1 protein-coding gene is annotated in these 21,421 nt (G+C 46.2%); it reads right to left on the bottom strand.

All coding sequences use genetic code 11. The annotated features are described in order from the left end of the window. Positions 1–133 precede the first annotated feature (133 nt). Positions 134–21,421 (bottom strand): Ig-like domain-containing protein, encoded by a 21,288-nt coding sequence (locus tag CXF76_RS05930; RefSeq protein WP_101163259.1) that lies wholly within the window; start codon positions 21,419–21,421, stop codon positions 134–136.

Below are 21,421 nucleotides of genomic sequence, written 5' to 3'. Positions count from 1 at the left end.
CATTAAAAAAGCCTCATTGATTTATCAATAAGGCTTTTTTAATGTCCTTTATTCTTAAATTTCGTTATAAATAATATCAATTTTCTTAATAATGTAGCCCCCTTAATAAATAATTAAGAGGGCTCTATTAATATTAAATATCCGTTTGATTATTACTACTTTCAATTAAGTGTTTAATCATTTCCTCCGATTGATTTTGTACATCAACCGCAGGTGCTGCTGTATCAATGCTTCCCCCGCTTTGGGCTGGGGTATAAGCAATTGCAGAGCCTTCGTCTTCAACCAGTGTATTTAGCGCTATAAGCTGCTCTGCATCTTCGCTAATGATTACGTCATTAATATTAAGCGGTTCTGCCGAACTCATTTGCACCGTTTGCTCAGGTGTTGATAGACCACTCAAGTTACCTAAATCAATTGTTTCAGTGCTTAATACGTTGCTGCTTGAAACTTCATTAGGAATTGTATCGCCTAGAGCCGACTCTTCGCTAAATGATGCAGGGATTGTGTCGCTAGATGCTGAACCTGCTGTTGATATACTAGCAACTTCAGTACCTTCACCATCAATAGTTGTGGTATTACCAGCTTCGTCTTCAAATGTAATTCTGACATCTTTTAAGCCGTTACCTAGTAAAGCTAAAAGATCTATATCCACACTTGTGAAAGCCCAACTTCCGTCGCTTTGAACTGTCGTTGTTTCGTTTCCAACGCTTATACCTAATAGTAGCGAGTTATCTAAAGTAACTGTGGTACCAGGCTCTGCATCTGTAGTGCCATGAAAACCTATAACAGCTATTTTTATAAGTCCTGTAATACCACCGAGTAAATAATCAACTTCAAAATCATTTACTATAGGTGGTGTAGTATCAATAACCAATCCAGATATACTACCGCTTGAAGTTGTATTACCTGATGTATCAGTTGCTACCGCTGTTACAGTATAAGCCCCATCAGCTAAGGTAGTATTAGCTGTTACGCTCCACTCACCAGATGCATCAGCAGTTACTGTTTCCGTTGCCTCTGTAGCGCCACTAAAGGTAACAGTTACAGACTCACCAGGAGCGGCTGTACCTGTTATAACTGGGTTTTGATCTATAGTTAGTACCAATCCTGAATCGATTGTGATTCCTGAATCAACGGCACTGCTTGCTGATCCTTCTCCGATATTACCTGCACCATCAGCAATGCTTACATCAACGCTGTAGTTACCCTCAGGAAGTACTTCTGTAGAGGTCACGCTCCAAGTTCCATCAGGCTCAACTGTTGTTTGAACATTGTGAGTGGCACCTGCAGAATCGGTAAACATAACTATTACAGCCGCACCTGCAAAGCTTCCAGTTACAGAGCCTGTAATGGTAGGTGTTGTTTCTTGACCTATCGTAATAGGATCTATAAGCACAATTGGCGCTGTGTAATCGGTACTTGAAACCATAGTATCGCTAGCAGAGTTACCCGCTGTATCGCTTATTGATGCTGTTGCACTAAAGCTACCTTCACTGAGCGCGGTGGTAGCTGTTACTGACCATGTGCCATTGCCTGCAACTTGAGCGGTAATAGTTTGTGAATCGTTATTAGCATCAGTAATAACAACACTCACATTGGTACCTGCTGGTGCATCACTTATACCTGTTATCGTCGGTAGCGGGTTATTGGTTACAGGTAATTGATCAACTTCAACTGTTGGTGGTGTTAAATCAACAATGCCATCAAGACTTGTACTACTCGTAAGTGACAAGTTTTCAACAGTGGCATCGACTGTAAAAGCACCCTCTGCTAACGGTACTGTAGGTATTAAACTCCATATACCTGCTATAGCCGTGGTGTTATAGGTTGTTGCGGTACCACTGCTATCAGTAATAACGACTTCTACATTGCCATTTAATACATCTGTTGTGCCGCTAATGGTAGGTGTTGTATCGCTTGTATCAATTATTGGGTTTATCAACAAACTTGGCAGGGTTGTACTGACAGTACCTATTTGATTTACAGTGGTTGTATTACCAGCGCTATCGGTACTTATGGCCTCAACTGTAATTTCTCCTTCAGGTAATAAAGGAGCAATGACAGACCAAGTACCATCTCCTAAAACAGTAGTAGTAACTGTTTGTACTGCGGCTGTTGAGTCAGTGATATTTACAGTAATTAAACTCCCTACTTCCTCATCGCTAGAGCCAGTAATTGTTGGTGTTAGGGAATTAAGTACACCTAATGCATCTATTTCTAACGCTGGTGGAATGGTGTCTATAGTTACTTGTTCAATGGCTGACTGCCCAGTATTACCTGCGGCATCAGTAATACTCGCATACACATCATATACACCATCTGATAAGCTAGTTGTTACTAAAGACCACGTGCCGTCGCTACCAACTACAGCATCAAATACTGTTTCATTACCGTTACTATCAACCACTGTTACGTCAATATCTGTACCTGGTGCTTCTTCCGATGTGCCTGAAATAGTTAATAAATCGGTATCGCTAATGCTCAATGGTAAAATTCCAACTACTGGTACTAGCGTATCAACGACGAATTCAAGCGTATCAGTTACTACATTACCTGCTTCGTCTGTAATACTCACATTAGCAACGTGTTGCCCTTCAGATAATGCATCAACTTCAAGTGTAAATATTCCCAAAGCATCAACTGTAGTAGTTAGTACAGTGCCACCATCAAGTTGTATTTCAACAACACCGTTAATTAAATCACTGGTACCTTGGATGATTGGCGTGGAGTCTGATGTTGTGCCAATAACCTGTAAGCCAAGTGTTGGCGATATTGTATCCACCACTCCGGTAAGTAGTTGCGTGGTAGTAATGCCGACTTCACTTAACACGTCAACTGTTACGCTAAATGTACCTTCAGCTAATGATTGAGGAACCTGTACAGCCCACGTATTATCGGCTTGAACTATAGCCGTAAGCTCTTGTACTACATTTTCGCTATCTACCACTCTAACTAGCACTTCGGTGCCTGGGGCTTGGTCGGTCGTACCGCTAATTATTGGTAAATCTCCCTCGCCAGTTACAAAGTCAACCACCGCATTAAGTAACGGCGTTGAAGCATCTACATCTGCAGTCGTAATAGTGGTGGTGTTACCCGCTTCATCAGTTGCAGAGGCTTCAACAACTGATAGACCAATAACATTAACTGCTAGGCCTAATAGCTCCCAATCACCATTTGCATCTGTGGTTACATCGTATGTTAAATCGAGTAAATCACCTGCAAGCTCTAGAGTAACCGTAACGGTTTTACCTTCGCCCAAATCAGATGTGCCAGATAAAGAAACCAACTGACCTAATAGGAACGAAGGCACAATTGTTAGCTCTGGTCCCACGGTATCAACCTCACCACCGGTTTTATTGTCGACCGAAGTATTGCCCGCAGCATCGCTAATAGTTGCACTAACACTGTAAACACCGTCAGCTAAAATATTATTAGCAGCCGCTTGCCAGTCTCCATTGCCATCGGTTTGAACGGTCATTTGATGAGAAACTCCAGCAGAATCAGTAAAGGTAACTACAACGTTTGTATTTGGCTCGTTTGATGTGCCATTAATTAATGGCGTGCTGTCTTGGGTAAGTATTAATGAACTTTGATCAATACTAATTTTGGGAGCAATTGTATCAATAGTTGCTGTATTTGTTGCGTCCCCGGTATTACCCGCGCTATCAGTAACAGAGACTTCAACTGAATAATCTCCTTGTGATAGAGAGCTAGTTGCCTCTACAGACCATACACCACCCGTTTGAACAGTTGTATTTACAGTATGCTTATTCCCGAGTGCATCGGTAAATACCACAGCAACTGCATCCCCCACATTGGCACCTGTCACGTTCCCTGAAATACTTGGAGTTAGATCAGTACTTCCAACAATATCGTCAATAGTCACAACAGGTGCTGTTATATCAACTTCCCCTGTAATACTTGTGTTTACAGGATTACCTGCAGTATCTGTTGTTGAAGCTAAAACCGTGTAAGTGCCCTCGCTCAACTCTGTACTTGCAGCGACTGACCATGTGCCATTTGCACCAACAGTAGCATTAACCGTTTGCTCTGCACCTAAGCTATCTGTAATTAAAATAGCGACTATGGCGCCTTGTGGAGCTGTAGTTGTGCCTGAAATTGTTGGCGTTGTATCATTTGAAATTGTAAGCGGTGTAATATTAAGTGCTGGTGGAGTTAAATCGATAACACCGCTACCTGTTGTATTACTCGTTAAGCCTCCTTCAGTTACACTTACCGAAACAGTAAATTCACCTTCAGGTAGAATATCTGTCGCATCAACACTCCAGATCCCACCTACCACAGTTGTAGTTACAGTATGTGAAACGTTATTAACGTCAGTTATGACAACCGTGATTTCTGTGTTATCTGCCGCACTACTTGTGCCTGATATTGCTGGTGTTTGATCGTTTGTATCAACAATTGTATTAATATTAATTGTAGGCGCATTGGTATTTAACATTGCGGTACTATTTGCAACTGATTCATTCCCTGCGGCATCAGTAACACTTGCAGAAACTGTAACTTCACCATCAGTCAGTGCATCTGTAATATCTACAGTCCAAGCACCACCTGCACCAACAACAGTTGTGTAAGTCTCGGTACTATCTGCATCGGTCACAGTTACTGTAATACTCGTGTTTTCAGGTTCATTGGATGTGCCTGAAATAGTTGGCATGCTGTCATTAATTGTACCTAATGCGTTTATAGTAATACTTGGTGCTTGAGTATCAATAAAGCTCGAGCCTGTATCCACTCCTTGATTGCCAGCATCATCGGTAATACTTACCTCTACATCATAATTACCATCAGGCAAACTTGGCGCCGTAACTTGCCAATCGCCGTTAGCATCAACTATTGCGGTTAAAGTATGTATATCACCGTTGCTATCTGTAATAACTATATCGACCACCGTATCCTGTGGTTCAGTTGAAGTACCATTTATAACTGGTGTCTCAGTGTTAAATACAGTTATGTCATTAAGTACAATAACAGGTACTTGGGTATCAATTGTTAAATCAATAGTCGTGCTGCTGGTATTATTAGCATCATCGGTAACACTGACTTGAGCCGTATAATCACCATCAACAAGTGCTACGGGGACATCTACTTGCCAATTGCCATCAGCACCCACTGTTGCTGTTAGTGTTTGACCGCCGATAAGGATGGTTACATCAGCACCAATCTCATTACTCGTGCCTGAAATTGTAGGGGTTGTATCTATTGTCGCGTTAACTTCGTTCACAATTAATGTAGGAGCAACGCTATCTATTTCACCTTGAGTCTGCTGCGTTGTTAAATTACCAACACTGTCTCTAACCTCTGCAACAACGGTGTATTGACCTTGCGCTAGCTCTGCTGGTACATCTGCTGCCCAACTGCCATCGGCTTGAACAATCGCAGTAAACTCTTGGCTTTGCCCTGCACTATCGGTAACAGTCACGTCAATTACAGTGCCTTGCCCCATATCGGTGGTGCCGCTAATTACTGGGGTGCTATCATTCGATAAAGCATCAACACTAACGGTTAGTTCTGGCGCTACGTTATCAAAATCAAGCGTATTGACTGATGCAATATTACCTGCTGCATCAGTTGCTGTTGCAGTTACATAAGCAAGACTTAGTAAAGGTACTGTTATGTTTGCAAGTCCCCACGTACCATCAGGATTTGTTGTCGCTGTATAAGTTGCGCCAACTAACCCACCAACTAGGTACTCTGTAATAGTGATTACAGAGCCTCCCGGTAAATCAGAATCCCCCGAAAGAGAAACTAAATTACCTAATAAAAACGATGGAATAATTTCAAGATCCGGAGCGGTTATATCGACTTCGCCAGTGTCTGTACCCGTGCCTGTATTGCCTGCAGCATCGGTGATGCTGGCGCTGACGCTGTAGTTCCCTTCGGCTAAATCAGTCGTTGGTGTCGCGCTCCAGTTACCGTTGATATCCGTTTGTACATCAATGGTCTGAACTGAATTGGCAGCGTCGGTAAACGTAACGGTGATGGTACTGTTAGGTGCATCACTGCTACCCGTTACTGTTGGTGTGCTGTCGTTTGTTAATACTGGCGCATCTACACTCACACTTGGTGCTGTGGTATCAATGGTGCCGTTGCCGGTAATATCGGTGCTGTTTCCTGCCACATCGCTGATGTTGGCGGTGATCGTGTATGGTCCTTCTGCCAATGCAGTCGGTACTTCTATAGAGAAGTTGCCGTCTGCATCAACCGTGGTGGTGAACGTTTGTGTATTACCTAAATCGTCCACAACCGTGAAGTTAATAACGGTACCTTCAACCGCATCGCTTGTGCCGCTCAGTGTCGGGGTGATGTCGTTGCTTGAGCCTGGGCTGGTAAGTACAAGTGTAGGTGCGGTGGTGTCTACTTCGCCGGTGCCTGTAGCGGTGGTGTCATTGCCTGCTGCATCGCTCACGCTTGCGCTGATGGTGTATCCACCTTCTGCAATGGCTGCCGGTACAGGAATTGACCACGTACCATTAGCAAGTACGGTGGCGCTCATTGTTTGCGCTGCACCGCTGCTATCGGTCACGATAACCGTTACCGTACTGCCTTGCGATGCATCGCTGGTACCTGCAATCGTTGGCGTGGTGTCGTTGCCTACACCGTTGTTGGTAATAACAAGGCTCGGACCTGTTAGGTCGATCTGACCTGTCTCTGTGGCGCTGCCAATATTGCCCAGTCCATCATCTACCTGTGCGGTGACAGTATATTCACCTTCGGCTAAATCAATTGGTGCATCGACGCTCCATACACCACCCGTTACGGTCGTATCAACAGTCGTAATATTCCCTGCACTGTCTTCAAACGTTAAGCTAATGGTTGTGCCATCAGCTGCATCACTTGTCCCGCGAATTTCTGGCGTGGTGTCATTGGTGTCAACCAGTACATTAATACTGATGCTTGGCGCCGTGGTGTTGAGTGTTGCGTTTTCACTTAATGTAGTGGTGTTGCCTGCGCTGTCGCTTACGCTTGCTTCGATAGTGAGTGGACCATCAGTTAGCGCGTTCGGTACATCCGCTGACCAACTGCCATCGGCTTGTACTGTCGCGGTGAACGTTTCTGTTGTGGTGCCATCGCTCACGCTGATGCTAATAACAGTCCCCGCTGGCGCATTGCTGCTTCCGCTGATTGTTGGTGTGCTGTCATTCGTGGCGCCCACGGTATCCAGTGTTAATGTCGGTGCTAAGGTATCAAGAGTGCCTGATTGAACTGCGCCACCTGTGTTGCCTGCATCATCGGTGATACTGGCTTGTACGGTGTAGCTTCCATCTGGTAATTCAGGGCTAGTTGCTTGCCAATCACCGTTTGCATCCACAGTAGCGGTGATTGGGTGTTCATCACCGTTACTGTCAGTAATAACAATGTTTATAACCGTGCCTGCAGGCTCTGTTGAGGTACCACTAATCACTGGGGTGCTGTCGTTGCCTAAACCCAGTGCATCAACGGTGACAACCGGTGTAATGGTATCCACATTACCACTGCTGTTTGCGGTACTCTCGTTGCCTGCGGCATCGGTAATGCTGGCAACAACGCTAAAGTCACCTTGTGCAAGGGCTGTCGATACTTCGATTGCCCAGTGACCATCGCTGCCTACAACAGTGCTAAGGGTTTGATTGATGCCTTCGCTATCGGTGATGGTGAGTGTAACAGTGCCACCAATTTCATTACTGGTGCCCTGAAGCTCTGGTGTTAAATCGCTGACATCGCCCACGTTTTGAATGGTGAGTAGTGGCGCTTGCGTGTCGATAGTCGTGGTGTCACTCACGGTGGTTTCATTGCCGACACTGTCGCGCACACTTACTTCAATGGTGCTTTGACCTTCACTTAATGGTGTCGCTGGTGTGGCGATCCAATCACCGTTTGCATCCACAAGGGCGGTGATGGTTTGCGGGTTGCCTGCGCTGTCGGTCACTACGATAGTCACTTGTGCCCCCTCGCCCGCATCACTTGTACCGCTTATGATTGGCGTGTTGCTGTCGCTTTGTGCTGCAACATCAACAGTGAGTGTCGGTGGTGTATTATCAAAGTCGTCTGAGCTAATTGTACGGGTATTACCTGCGGCATCGGTCGCTGTTGCGATCACTGAGCCAACATCAAGTAATGATACATCTAATCCGACTAATGACCAGTTGCCATCCGCATCTGTTGTAGTGGTATATGTTGCACCAATACCACCGCCTACCAGTTGCTCGGTAATAGTAATTTCACTGGCTACTGGCAAATCAGAGGTGCCGCTTAGGGTAATTAATAAACCAAGCTCAAACGTTGGTGTAAAGGCAAGTGCTGGCGGGGTTACGTCTACTTCGCCCGTATATGTACCTGTACCTGTGTTGCCTGCGGCATCGGTGATGCTGGCGCTGACGCTGTAATTACCTTCAGCTAATGTACCTGTTGGTGTCGCACTCCAGTTACCATTAGCATCGGTTTGTACATCAATGCTTTGAGTAGCATTCGCTGCATCTGTAAACGTAACGGTAATGGTGCTATTAGGTGCATCACTGGTGCCTGTCACTGTTGGCGTGCTGTCATTTGTTAATACTGGCGCATCTACACTCACACTTGGTGCTGTGGTATCAATGGTGCCGTTGCCTGTAATGTTGGTGCTGTTACCTGCCACATCGCTGATGTTAGCGGTGATCGTGTACGGCCCTTCTGCCAGTGCAGTCGGTACTTCTATAGAGAAGTTGCCATCGGCATCCACAGTGGTGGTGAACGTTTGTGAGCTACCTAAATCATCCACAACGGTGAAGTTAATAACCGTGCCTTCAACCGCATCGCTTGTTCCGCTGAGTGTTGGGGTGATGTCACTACTTGAGCCTGGACTGGTAAGTACAAGTGTCGGTGCAATGGTATCTATTTCACCAGTGCCTGTGGCAGTGGCTTCGTTGCCTGCGGCATCGCTCACACTGGCGCTCAGTGTAAAGGTGCCTTCAGCCAGTACTTGCGTGGCTGCTACGCTCCATGTGCCATTAACCCCTAATGTGGTCGTTACGGTATGAGTAATATTATTACTGTCGGTGATTTCAACGCTCACGGTGCTGCCTTGTGGCGCATTCGCTGTGCCGGTGATCGTAGGTGTTGTGTCATCAGTCACGGTTACATCATTTACGGCAATATTAGGAATGGTCGTATCCACTACGCCATTTTCTGTTGCTGTACTTGTATTGCCGCTTCCATCTGTAACACTCGCTTCAACTTCATAACTGCCTTCAGCTAAGTCAACAGGAGCTTCAACACTCCAGATACCGTCTGTAACAGTTGTTTGTACCGTGTTTGTTATGTCATTACTGTCCGTGAAACTGACGGTGATAATAGTGCCATTTGCTGCACTGCTGGTACCGCTCACATTCGGCGTTGTATCATTTGTATCCATTAATGCATCAATATTAATACTCGGTGCGTTGGTATCTAATGTTGCGCCTTCACTTAACGTGGTGGTGTTGCCTGCACTGTCACTGACGCTTGCTTCGATAGTGAGTGGACCATCAGTTAGCGCGTTCGGTACATCCGCTGACCAGCTGCCATCTGCTTGCACTGTTGCAGTGAACGTTTCTGTATTATTTGCATCCGTGACGTTAATCGTTATAACCGTGCCTACTGGCGCGTTCGATGTCCCGCTAATTGTTGGCGTGCTGTCGTTGGTGGCGCCGACGGTGTCTAACGTCAATGTTGGCGCTAAGGTATCAAGGGTGCCTGATTGAACTGCGCCGCCGGTGTTGCCTGCATCATCGGTGATACTGGCTTGTACGTTGTAGCTTCCATCTGGTAATTCAGGGCTGGTTGCTTGCCAATCACCGTTTGCATCCACAGTAGCGGTGATTGGGTGCTCATCACCGTTGCTGTCAGTAATAACAATGTTTACAACCGTGCCTTCAGGCTCTGTTGAAGTACCACTAATCACTGGAGTGCTGTCGTTGCCAAGGCCCAGTGCATCAACGGTGACGATTGGCGTAATAGTATCCACATTACCACCGCTGTTTGCTGTGCTCTCATTGCCTGCCGCATCGGTAATGCTGGCAACAACGCTAAAGTCACCTTGCGCAAGCGCACTTGGAATTTCAATGTTCCAGTGGCCATCACTTTCAACGGTGGTGGTGAAGATTTGCTCAGTGCCTTCGCTATCGGTGATGGTGAGTGTAACAGTGCCACCAATTTCATTACTGGTGCCCTGCAGCTCAGGTGTTAAATCGCTAACATCGCCCACGTTTTGAATGGTGAGTAGTGGCGCTTGCGTGTCGATGGTGGTGGTATCACTCGCGGTGGTTTCGTTGCCGACACTATCGCGCACACTTACTTCAATGGTGCTTTGACCTTCACTTAATGGTGTCGCTGGTGTGGCACTCCAATCACCGTTTGCATCCACAAGTGCGGTGATGGTTTGTGGGTTGCCTGCGCTATCAGTAACCACTATGGTCACTTGCGCACCCTCACCTGCGTCACTTGTGCCGCTTATGATTGGCGTGTTGCTGTCGCTTTGTGCGTCAACCTCAAGAGTAAGCGTTGGTGGTGTGTTATCAAAGTCGTCTGAGCTAATTGTACGCGTGTTACCTGCGGCATCGGTCGCTGTGGCGATCACTGAGCCCACATCCAGCAATGATACATCCAAACCCACTAATGACCAGTTGCCACCTGCATCCGTTGTAGTGGTATATGTTGCACCAATACCACCATTAACAAGTTGCTCGGTAATGGTAATTTCACTGCCAATAGGCAAGTCAGACGTACCGCTTAGGGTAATTAATAAACCAAGTTCAAACGTTGGTGTAAAGGCAAGTGCTGGCGGGGTTACGTCTACTTCGCCACTGTCCGTGCCGGTGCCAGTGTTGCCTGCAGCATCAGTGATGCTGGCGCTGACGCTGTAGTTCCCTTCAGCTAATGTGCCTGTTGGTGTTGCACTCCAGTTACCACTTGCATCGGTTTGTACATCAATGCTTTGTGTGGTATTCGCTGCATCGGTAAACGTCACTGTGATAGTGCTATTAGGTGCATCACTGGTGCCAGTCACTGTTGGTGTGGTGTCGTTGGTGAGTACTGGCGCATCCACACTCACACTTGGTGCAGCGGTATCAATGGTGCCGTTGCCTGTAATATCGGTGCTGTTACCTGCCACATCGCTGATATTGGCGGTGATCGTGTACGGCCCTTCGGCCAGTGCAGTCGGTACTTCCACTGAGAAGTTGCCATCAGCATCCACAGTGGTGGTGAACGTTTGTGAGCTACCAAAATCATCCACTACGGTGAAGTTAATAACCGTGCCTTCAACCGCATCGCTTGTGCCGCTAAATGTCGGGGTGATGTCATTACTTGAACCAGGGCTGGTAAGTACAAGGGTCGGAGCAATTGTATCCACCTCTCCTGCGCCTGTGCCGTTGGCTTCGTTGCCAGCGGCATCGCTCACGCTTGCGCTTACGGTGAAGTTACCTTCTGCAAGGGCTGTCGTAACAGGGACTGACCACGCGCCACTTCCGCCAACTGTCGCGGTAATGGTTTGCTGTGCACCGGCACTGTCTGTCACAATAATAGTGACTTCACTGCCTTGTGGCGCATCGCTTGTACCCGAGATGGTCGGTGTCGTGTCATTGCTAACACCATTGTCTACAATAACAAGGCTTGGTGCGGTTAAGTCAATCTCGCCTGTTTCGGTGGCGCTGCCGATATTACCTAGGCCATCGTCTACCTGTGCGGTAACAGTATATTCGCCTTCGGCTAAATCAGTTGGTGCATCGACGCTCCATACACCACCCGTTACGGTCGTATCAACAGTCGTAATATTCCCTGCACTGTCTTCAAACGTTAAACTAATGGTGGTGCCATCTGCCGCATCGCTTGTACCATTAATGGTTGGGGTGGTGTCGTTGGTATCAACCAATGCATTAATACTAATGCTTGGGGCCGTGGTGTTGAGTGTTGCGGTTTCACTTAATGTAGTGGTATTACCGGCGTTATCACTAACGCTAGCTTCAATGGTGAGCTCACCATCGCTCAGTGCATTCGGTACATCTGCTGACCAGCTGCCATCGGCTTGCACTGTTGCGGTAAACGTTTCTGTTGTGGTGCCGTCGCTTACACTGATGTTTATCACTGTGCCCGCTGGCGCATTGCTGCTTCCGCTGATAGTCGGGGTGCTATCGTTGGTTGCACCGACTGTGTCTAACGTCAGTGTCGGCGCTAAAGTATCTAGGTTGCCCGATTGCACGGCACTATCGGTGTTACCTGCGGCATCGGTAATGCTGGCTTGCACGTTGTAGCTTCCATCTGGTAATTCAGGGCTGGTTGCTTGCCAATCGCCGTTTGCATCCACAGTAGCGGTGATTGGGTGTTCATCACCGTTACTGTCGGTAATAACAATGTTTATAACCGTGCCTGCAGGCTCTGTTGAGGTACCACTAATCACTGGGGTGCTGTCATTGCCAAGGCCCAGTGCATCCACGCTCACAACCGGGGTGATGGTATCCACGTTGCCACTGCTGCTCGCGGTGCTCTCGTTGCCTGCAGCATCAGTAATGCTGGCAACAACGCTAAAGTCACCTTGTGCAAGGGCACCTGGAATTTCAATATTCCAGTGACCATCGCTGCCAACTAGGGTCTCAAGGGTTTGCACAGCACCTTCGCTGTCGGTGATGGTGAGTGTTACGGTGCCACCAATTTCATTACTGGTGCCCTGAAGCTCTGGTGTTAAGTCGCTGACATCGCCTACGTTTTGAATGGTGAGTAGTGGCGCTTGCGTGTCGATAGTGGTGATGTCACTCACTGTAGTTTCGTTGCCAACACTGTCGCTTACACTTACTTCAATGGTGCTTTCACCTTCACTTAATGGTGTCGCTGGTGTGGCGCTCCAATCACCGTTTGCATCCACAAGGGCGGTGATAGTTTGCGGGTTGCCTGCGCTATCAGTAACCACGATAGTCACTTGTGCACCCTCACCTGCATCGCTTGTGCCGCTTATGATTGGCGTGTTGCTGTCGCTTTGTGCTGCAACATCAACAGTAAGTGTCGGCGGTATATTATCGAAGTCATCTGAGCTAATTGTACGGGTATTACCTGCGGCATCGGTCGCTGTTGCGATCACGGAGCCTAAGTTCAGTAATGAGATATCAATACCAGTCAGTGACCAGTTACCATTGGCGTCAGTGGTTGTGGTGTAACTTACGCCCACACCGCCGCCAACAAGTTGCTCAGTAATGGTAATTTCACTGCCAGCCGGTAAATCAGAGGTGCCGTTTAATAACACTAATGAACCCAATAAGAAGGTAGGTGTAAACGCTAAATCTGGCGGTGTTATATCTACTTCGCCTGTATCTGTACCTGTACCTGTGTTGCCTGCGGCATCGGTGATGCTGGCGCTGACGCTGTAGTTCCCTTCAGCTAATGTACCTGTTGGTGTCGCACTCCAGTTACCGTTAGTATCTGTTTGTACATCAATGCTTTGAGTGGCATTTGCTGCATCTGTAAACGTAACCGTGATGGTGCTGTTAGGTGCATCACTGGTGCCCGTAACCGTGGGCGTGCTGTCGTTTGTTAATACTGGCGCATCTACACTCACACTTGGTGCTGTGGTATCAATGGTGCCGTTGCCGGTAATATTGGTGCTGTTACCTGCTGCATCGCTGATGTTGGCGGTGATCGTGTATGGCCCTTCTGCCAGTGCAGTCGGTACTTCTATAGAGAAGTTGCCATCGGCATCCACAGTGGTCGTAAAGGTTTGTGTATTACCTTGATCGTCCACTACGGTGAAGTTAATAACCGTGCCTTCAACCGCATCGCTTGTTCCGCTAAATATCGGGGTGATGTCATTACTTGAACCAGGGCTGGTAAGTACAAGGGTCGGTGCAATGGTATCTATTTCACCAGCGCCTGTGGCGGTGGCTTCGTTGCCAGCGACATCGCTCACGCTTGCGCTTACGGTGTATGCACCTTCTGCAAGTGCTACCGGTACAGGAATTGACCACGTACCATTAGCAAGCACGGTGGCATTTATTGTTTGCGCTGCGCCGTTGCTGTCGGTGACAACAATGGTTACTTCACTGCCTTGCGGTGCATCGCTGGTACCTGCAATCGTTGGCGTGGTGTCGTTGCCTACACCGTTGTCGGTGATAACAAGGCTTGGTGCGGTTAAGTCAATCTCGCCTGTTTCGGTGGCGCTGCCGATATTACCTAGACCATCGTCTACCTCTGCGGTGACAGTATATTCACCTTCGGCTAAATCAGTTGGTGCATCGACGCTCCATACACCACCCGTTACGGTCGTATCAACAGTCGTAATATTCCCTGCACTGTCTTCAAACGTTAAACTAATGGTGGTGCCATCTGCCGCATCGCTTGTACCATTAATGGTTGGGGTGGTGTCGTTGGTATCAACCAATGCATTAATACTAATGCTTGGGGCCGTGGTGTTGAGTGTTGCGGTTTCACTTAATGTAGTGGTATTACCGGCGTTATCACTAACGCTAGCTTCAATGGTGAGCTCACCATCGCTCAGTGCATTCGGTACATCTGCTGACCAGCTGCCATCGGCTTGCACTGTTGCGGTAAACGTTTCTGTTGTGGTGCCGTCGCTTACACTGATGTTTATCACTGTGCCCGCTGGCGCATTGCTGCTTCCGCTGATAGTCGGGGTGCTATCGTTGGTTGCACCGACTGTGTCTAACGTCAGTGTCGGCGCTAAAGTATCTAGGTTGCCCGATTGCACGGCACTATCGGTGTTACCTGCGGCATCGGTAATGCTGGCTTGCACGTTGTAGCTGCCCTCTGGTAATTCAGGGCTGATTGCTTGCCAGTTGCCGTTCGCATCGACTGTGGCTGTAATTGGTGTTTCATCGCCGTTACTGTCTGTGATAACAATATTCACAACGGTGCCTTCAGGCTCTGTTGAGGTACCACTAACAACTGGGGTGCTGTCGTTGCCTAAACCCAGTGCATCAACGGTGATAACGGGTGTAATAGTATCTACATTACCACTGCTGTTGGCAGTGGTGTCGTTGCCTGCAGCATCAGTGATGCTGGCAACAACGCTAAAGTCACCTTGCGCAAGGGCTGTTGACACTTCGATTGCCCAGTGACCATCGCTGCCTACAACGGTCTCAATGGTTTGCACAGCACCTTCGCTGTCGGTGATGGTGAGTGTTACGGTGCCACCAATTTCATTACTGGTGCCTTGCAGCTCAGGTGTTAAGTCGCTGACATCGCCCACGTTTTGAATGGTGAGCGTTGGCGCTTGCGTGTCTAACGTAATTGTATCTGTAACTGTTGTCGTATTTCCTGCTTCATCAGACACACTCACTTCTATGGTGTTATCACCTTCATTTAAATCTGTTTGTGGAGTCACTTCCCAGTTACCATTTGTATCTACTGTGGTGGTAAGTGTTTGTTCAACCCCGTTTTCATCGGTAATAACAACCGTGATGCTGGTACCAACGTCTGCATCACTAGTGCCTGAAATGGTAGGTGTTGAGTCATTAGTTACAGTATCAAAGTTAACGGTTAAGCTAGGCCCTGATATATCTATGTTGCCTGTAGCCGTATCTGAAGCACTATTTCCAGCAGCATCAGATACTTCAGCTTCTACAGAATAATCGCCCGAGGCCAACTCTTGAGAAAGTTCAACACTCCAATTACCATCGGCATCTGTTGTTGTGCTAAATGTGCGAACAACCCCTTGAGAATCAGTAACCGTTAAATTTATAACCGTGCCTGCAACTACGTCAGTTGTGTTACCAGAAATAACCGGTGTTGTATCATTACTTGTTTCTAGTTCATTTACTTGTATGGTTGGAGGCGTAATATCAATTACAGCATCAAGCTCTGCATTAGCCGTTCCACCACCTATGTCTGTTACTGTTGCACTAATTAAAATAGTGCCCTCAGCTAAATTTGCAGGCGGAGTAACACTCCAAAGACCGTTTTCATCAACAACTGTGGTTAAAGTAATTATTGCACCCGCTGAGTCAGTGATCTGAACTTCAACTTGAGAGCCAGCTTGTGCATTAAAAGTATCACCATTTATTTGAGGTGTTTGATCGTTAGTTTCGCCAATAATATCAATGGTAATGGTCAATGCGCTTGTATCAATTGTGCCTGAAGCACTTGCTGTGCCTTCATTACCAGCGCTATCACTAATACTTGCATCTACAGAGTAGCTTCCTTCAGCTAAAGCCGCGGACACTTCTACAGTCCAACTTCCATCTGCAATTACTTCTGCTGTAATTATTTGTACTATACCGTTAGCATCGGTCACTGTTAAAGTTACGGTTGAACCAGCTGGCTCACCGCTAACCGTGCCTGAAATGGTCGGTGTTGTATCACTCGTATCGCCTAGTGCATTAATAGTAACTATTGGCGCTGTGGTATCAACTTCTCCCGTTGTTGTTGCTGTGGTTTCATTACCTGCGGTATCGGTAACCGATACTTCAACGGTAAATTCACCCTCACTTAATTCGTTCGGCACATCTACACTGAAGGTACCATCGGCTTGTACTTCAGTGGTGATTATTTGTGGGTTACCAGCGTCATCAGTAACTGTAATAGTAACAACCGTGCCCTCTGGCTCCCCCGTTGCGGTGCCTGAAATAGTTGGGGTGGTGTCGTTACTATCAGCCAGTGCATCTATCGTGATCACCGGTGCTGAAGTATCAACTTCTCCAGTCGTAGTTGCTGTGGTTTCATTACCTGCGGTATCGGTAACCGATACTTCAACAGTAAATTCGCCTTCACTTAATTCATTTGGTACATCCACACTAAAGGTGCCATCGGCTTGTACTTCAGTGATGATTATTTGTGGATTACCTGCTTCATCAGTTACCGTAATTGTAACTAATGTGCCTTCTGGCTCACCCGTTGCGGTGCCTGAAATTGTTGGGGTGTTATTATTAGTATCACCTACAGGGTCAATAATCACTGATGGCGCAGCGGTATCAACTTCTCCAGTCGTAGTTGCTGTGGTTTCATTACCTGAAGTGTCGGTAACCGATACCTCAACAGTAAACTCACCTTCACTTAATTCGTTTGGTACATCAACACTGAAGGTGCCATCGGCTTGTACTTCAGTGGTAATGATTTGTGGGTTACCTGCTTCATCAGTAACTGTAATAGTAACAACCGTGCCCTCTGGCTCCCCCGTTGCGGTGCCTGAAATAGTTGGGGTGGTGTCGTTACTATCAGCCAGTGCATCTATCGTGATCACCGGTGCTAAAGTATCAACCTCGCCAGCCGTAGTTACTGTGGTTTCATTGCCCGCAGTATCTGTAACCGATACCTCAACAGTAAATTCACCTTCACTTAATTCGTTCAGCACATCAACACTAAAGGTGCCATCGGCTTGTACTTCAGTAGTAATTATTTGTGGATTACCAGCGTCATCAGTTACCGTAATAGTAACAACTGTGCCCTCTGGCTCACCTGTTGCTGTGCCAGAAATTGTCGGTGTGGTGTCGTTGCTATCTGCCAGTGCATCAATCGTAATAACAGGAGCTGAGGTATCAATAGTACCCGTTGTTACTTCTGTACTTTCGTTACCAGCAGTATCAGTGATTGATACGTCTACGCTGTATTCGCCTTCGCTTAATTCATCTGGTACATCAACAGTGAAAGTGCCGTCAGCGAGTACTTCTGTAGTGATGGTTTGTGGGTTACCTGCTTCATCAGTCACGGTAATAGTAACAACGGTGCCCTCTGGCTCGCCCGTTGCAGTGCCAGAAATTGTCGGTGTTGTATCATTGCTATCAGCGAGTGCATCAATCGTAATAGTTGGTGCGGTATTATCGATAGTTCCTTGTGCTGAAGTTTCACTTTGATTACCTGCCTCATCGCTAACGATGGCATTAACGCCAAAGTCACCTTCAACTAACTCATTAATAGCATCAGCTGTCCAGGTACCATCAGCTAACGTTTGTGTTGTAATTGTTTGTGTATTACCACCAGCGTCCGTCAATGTTAACGTAACCGTTGTTCCGGCTGGTACATTTTGTACGGAACCTGAAATTGTTGGAGTAGTATCGGCGCTATCTGGGATTGCATTAATTGCTATAATTGGAGCTGATAAATCAATTGTTCCAGTACCGGTATCGCTTGCTTCATTACCTGCAGCGTCTGTTACTGTTGCCGTAATTGTAAAGTCGCCTTCAGCAATAGCTTGAGTTGCACCTACTTGCCAAGTTCCATCTTCTGACACAACCGCCGTCAATGTTTGAGACTCACCATTTGCATCAGTAACTAAAACACTAACAAGGCTACCCGGAGCTACATCACTCGTTGTTCCGCTAAATGTAGGTGTTGTATCGTTTGAATCAGCAAAGTCATTTATTGCAACTAAAGGAGGGGTGGTATCAACTGTGCCTAATTGTGAATCTTGAGCTGCGTTACCCGCATTATCAGATACATTAGCTGTTACTGTAAAATCCCCCTCACTTAAAGCAGTTGGAATCTCAATACTCCAAGTACCATCCGCACTTATAGTAGTAACTAACTGTTGCTCAGCTCCTAGACTATCGGTAACAATTAAAGTTACTTCACTGCCCGATGCTAATCCTTGGGTAGAGCCGGTAAGAGTAGGTGTTGTATCGTTTGTATCTGCAATATTGTTAATAGTCACACTTGGTGCGGTTAAATCAACCGTACCTGTAACAGTTGCAGTACTGCTATTGCCAGCAGTATCACTAACACTCGCTGTTACTGTGAAATCCCCTTCACTGAGATCTGCAATAATATCCGCTGTATATGTACCATCGGCATTTGTAAGTGTTGTGAGTGTTTGTTCATTGCCTTCACTGTCAGTTATTACTAAGGTAACTTCTGTTCCTGCTGGTACATCAATTACGTTACCACTTACTGATGGAGTTACATCATTCGTATCCTCAATAGGATTAATCGTGATTGCAGGATCTGTTAAATCAATTTCTCCAGTTTCGCTTGCAGAAGCTGTATTACCCGCAGCATCAGTTACAGTTGCAACCACATTAAACTGGCCTTCAACTAATTCATTACTTGCCTCAACTGACCAGCTTCCGTCAGCACCAGTAACTACTTGCACGGTTTCTGCTACGCCATCGCTTCCTGTAAATGTAACGGTTACTAACGCACCAGGTTCTACGTCTTGTGTAGAGCCGCTAATTGTTGGTGTTGTATCGTTAGTATCAATAATAAAATTAATGCTTATAGTTAAATCAACATTACCTACTGCACTTGCTTGCGCCTCATTGCCCGAGTCATCTATAACCGCTGCAACTACAGTAAAGTCGCCCTCAGGCAGAGGAGTTGTTACTTGTGCAGACCACGAACCATCTTCTTGCGTCACTGCAAGTAATGTAAATGTACTCCCATCGCTTGCCGTAATAGTTAAAGTAATGGTTGTACCTGCAGGCACATTACCGGTGTTACCACTTAAAAATGGAGTGGTATCGTTAGTATTAGCAATTGCATCGATTTGAATTGAAATAGAAGCAAACGTTATTTCGCCGTTTGTTTGCGCAGTAGCCTCATTACCTGCTACATCGGTTACTGACGCAGTTGCGGTAAACTCACCACCTGGCAAGATTTCATTAGCATCAACACTCCATGTGCCATCTTCATTTAATAAAGTAGTTAAAGTTTGTACGCTACCGTTAATATCGGTTACTAATACTGTAATTACAGAGCCCGCTGGAGCGTCTTCCACCCTACCTAAAAATGTTGGTGTAGTATCGTTAGTATCAGCAATTGCGGTAACGGTAATATCTGGGTTTGTTAAATCAACAACACCTTGGTTATTTGCTTGGGCTTGATTACCTGCAGCATCACTTACACTTGCATCAACCTCAAACTGCCCTTCAGCCAATGGCGTAGTTACGTCGATAGACCAATCCCCATCAGCGTTAGTTTGGGTTAATAATGTTTGAGTTTGACCATCAAAATCGGTAATAACCACACTAATAATAGAGCCAGCAGGTACATCTTGCGCGTTACCTGTAATAGTTGGCGTGGTGTCTTGAGTGTCGTTAATATTATTAATTTGTACCGTAGGCGCCGTTAAATCAACTACTCCTGAATCACTTGCTAATGCTAAGTTTCCTACACTGTCGCTTACTTGTGCATCAACCGTAAAATCACCTTCAGGCAAAGGAGTCCCAACTTCTACACTCCAGCTTCCATCGGCTTGAGTAACTGCTGTTAATGTTTGTATTTGTCCTGCACTATCTGTAACAGTAATTGTTACTTGCGTGCCTTCAGGAACCCCATTTGTTGTTCCAACAAGTGGTGGTGTCGCGTTATTTGTTTCATCAGTTACATTTACTGTGATTACCGGAGCAGTTAAATCTACATTCGCTAAAGCTTGATCTACAGCTTGATTTCCAGCGGCATCAATCGCCACTGCGCTTACGTTAAACTCTCCTTCAGATAAAGGTGAGGTAGTAGTAATAACCCAATTTCCTAGCGCATCAACCTGAGTAACAATTGTTTGTACCGTACCTGCACTATCCGTTAACGTGACTGACACATTATCCCCAGTGTTCAACCCAGATACAGTCCCTGTTACTGTCACTGTTTGCGAAGCAGAATCGGCAACAGGATCAATAGCAATAAGTGGAGGTGTTGTATCAATTTCTATAGAAATAGTGTCGTTTATAGGGTTGCCAACAGGATCTGTTGCTTCAACAACAACGGTCACAGGGCCATCCGCAACTGGAGTTGGTAGGGTTATTTCAAAGGTACCATCAGGGCCAATCACAACACTAACTACTTGAGAATTTCCATCAACATCAGTTACCGTTACATTAACTGTTTCGCCAATTAAGTTTTCGCTCGTACCAGTAATTGTTGGTTGTGATGAATTGGTAACACCCAGCTCATTAAGTGAAATAGAAGCTGAAGTTGCGTCAGGCACAATACCATCAGAGGTATCTCTTAAATTAAAAGCTTCAGTAGCGCTTTGATCAAAAGATGAATCAAAAGTAACACTACTAGGATCAACACTTTCAGAAATTCGGATTAACTGTACAAACGAACTGCCTCCATCTGCACCAGCAGCGTTGCCGCCACCAGCAGCTGTTGCTTCTAAGCTATCTAAAAGGTCTCCATCACCTTCTAATGCATCTAAAAAATCTGTAACGTCTGAATTAGCTGCTGTTGATGAGTCTTGTTCTGTACCTAAGCTTGCGATTGCTTCATCTAAACTTTCATCAAAAACAGTTGTTTCGCTAGCGTCTCTTGCTTCTTTAGCTAATAGGTCTGGTGTTATTTTTACCTTTTGATTTGCGGGTATAGATAAGGTTTCACCTTGCACATCTATTTGTAACGACGACTTAATAGCAGTAACAACTAAATCACCTACGGTAATAATGTCACCCACGTTTAAGGCTCTTACCGATCCATCATCTAACACAACACCCGCCGAACCCTGAATATCAATAACTACAAGTTGATTTGCTTCCAT

It is taken from the genome of Pseudoalteromonas sp. 78C3 (assembly GCF_002836695.1).
Taxonomy (GTDB): domain Bacteria; phylum Pseudomonadota; class Gammaproteobacteria; order Enterobacterales; family Alteromonadaceae; genus Pseudoalteromonas; species Pseudoalteromonas arctica.
The sequence above is the reverse complement of the archived record's forward strand: the minus strand, read 5'-3'. Positions and strand labels throughout refer to the sequence as shown.

Coding starts and splice junctions, on each gene's coding strand:
- CXF76_RS05930 (WP_101163259.1), bottom strand. CDS start 21,421: ATGGAAGCAAATCAACTTGTAGTTATTGATATTCAGGGTTCGGCGGGT.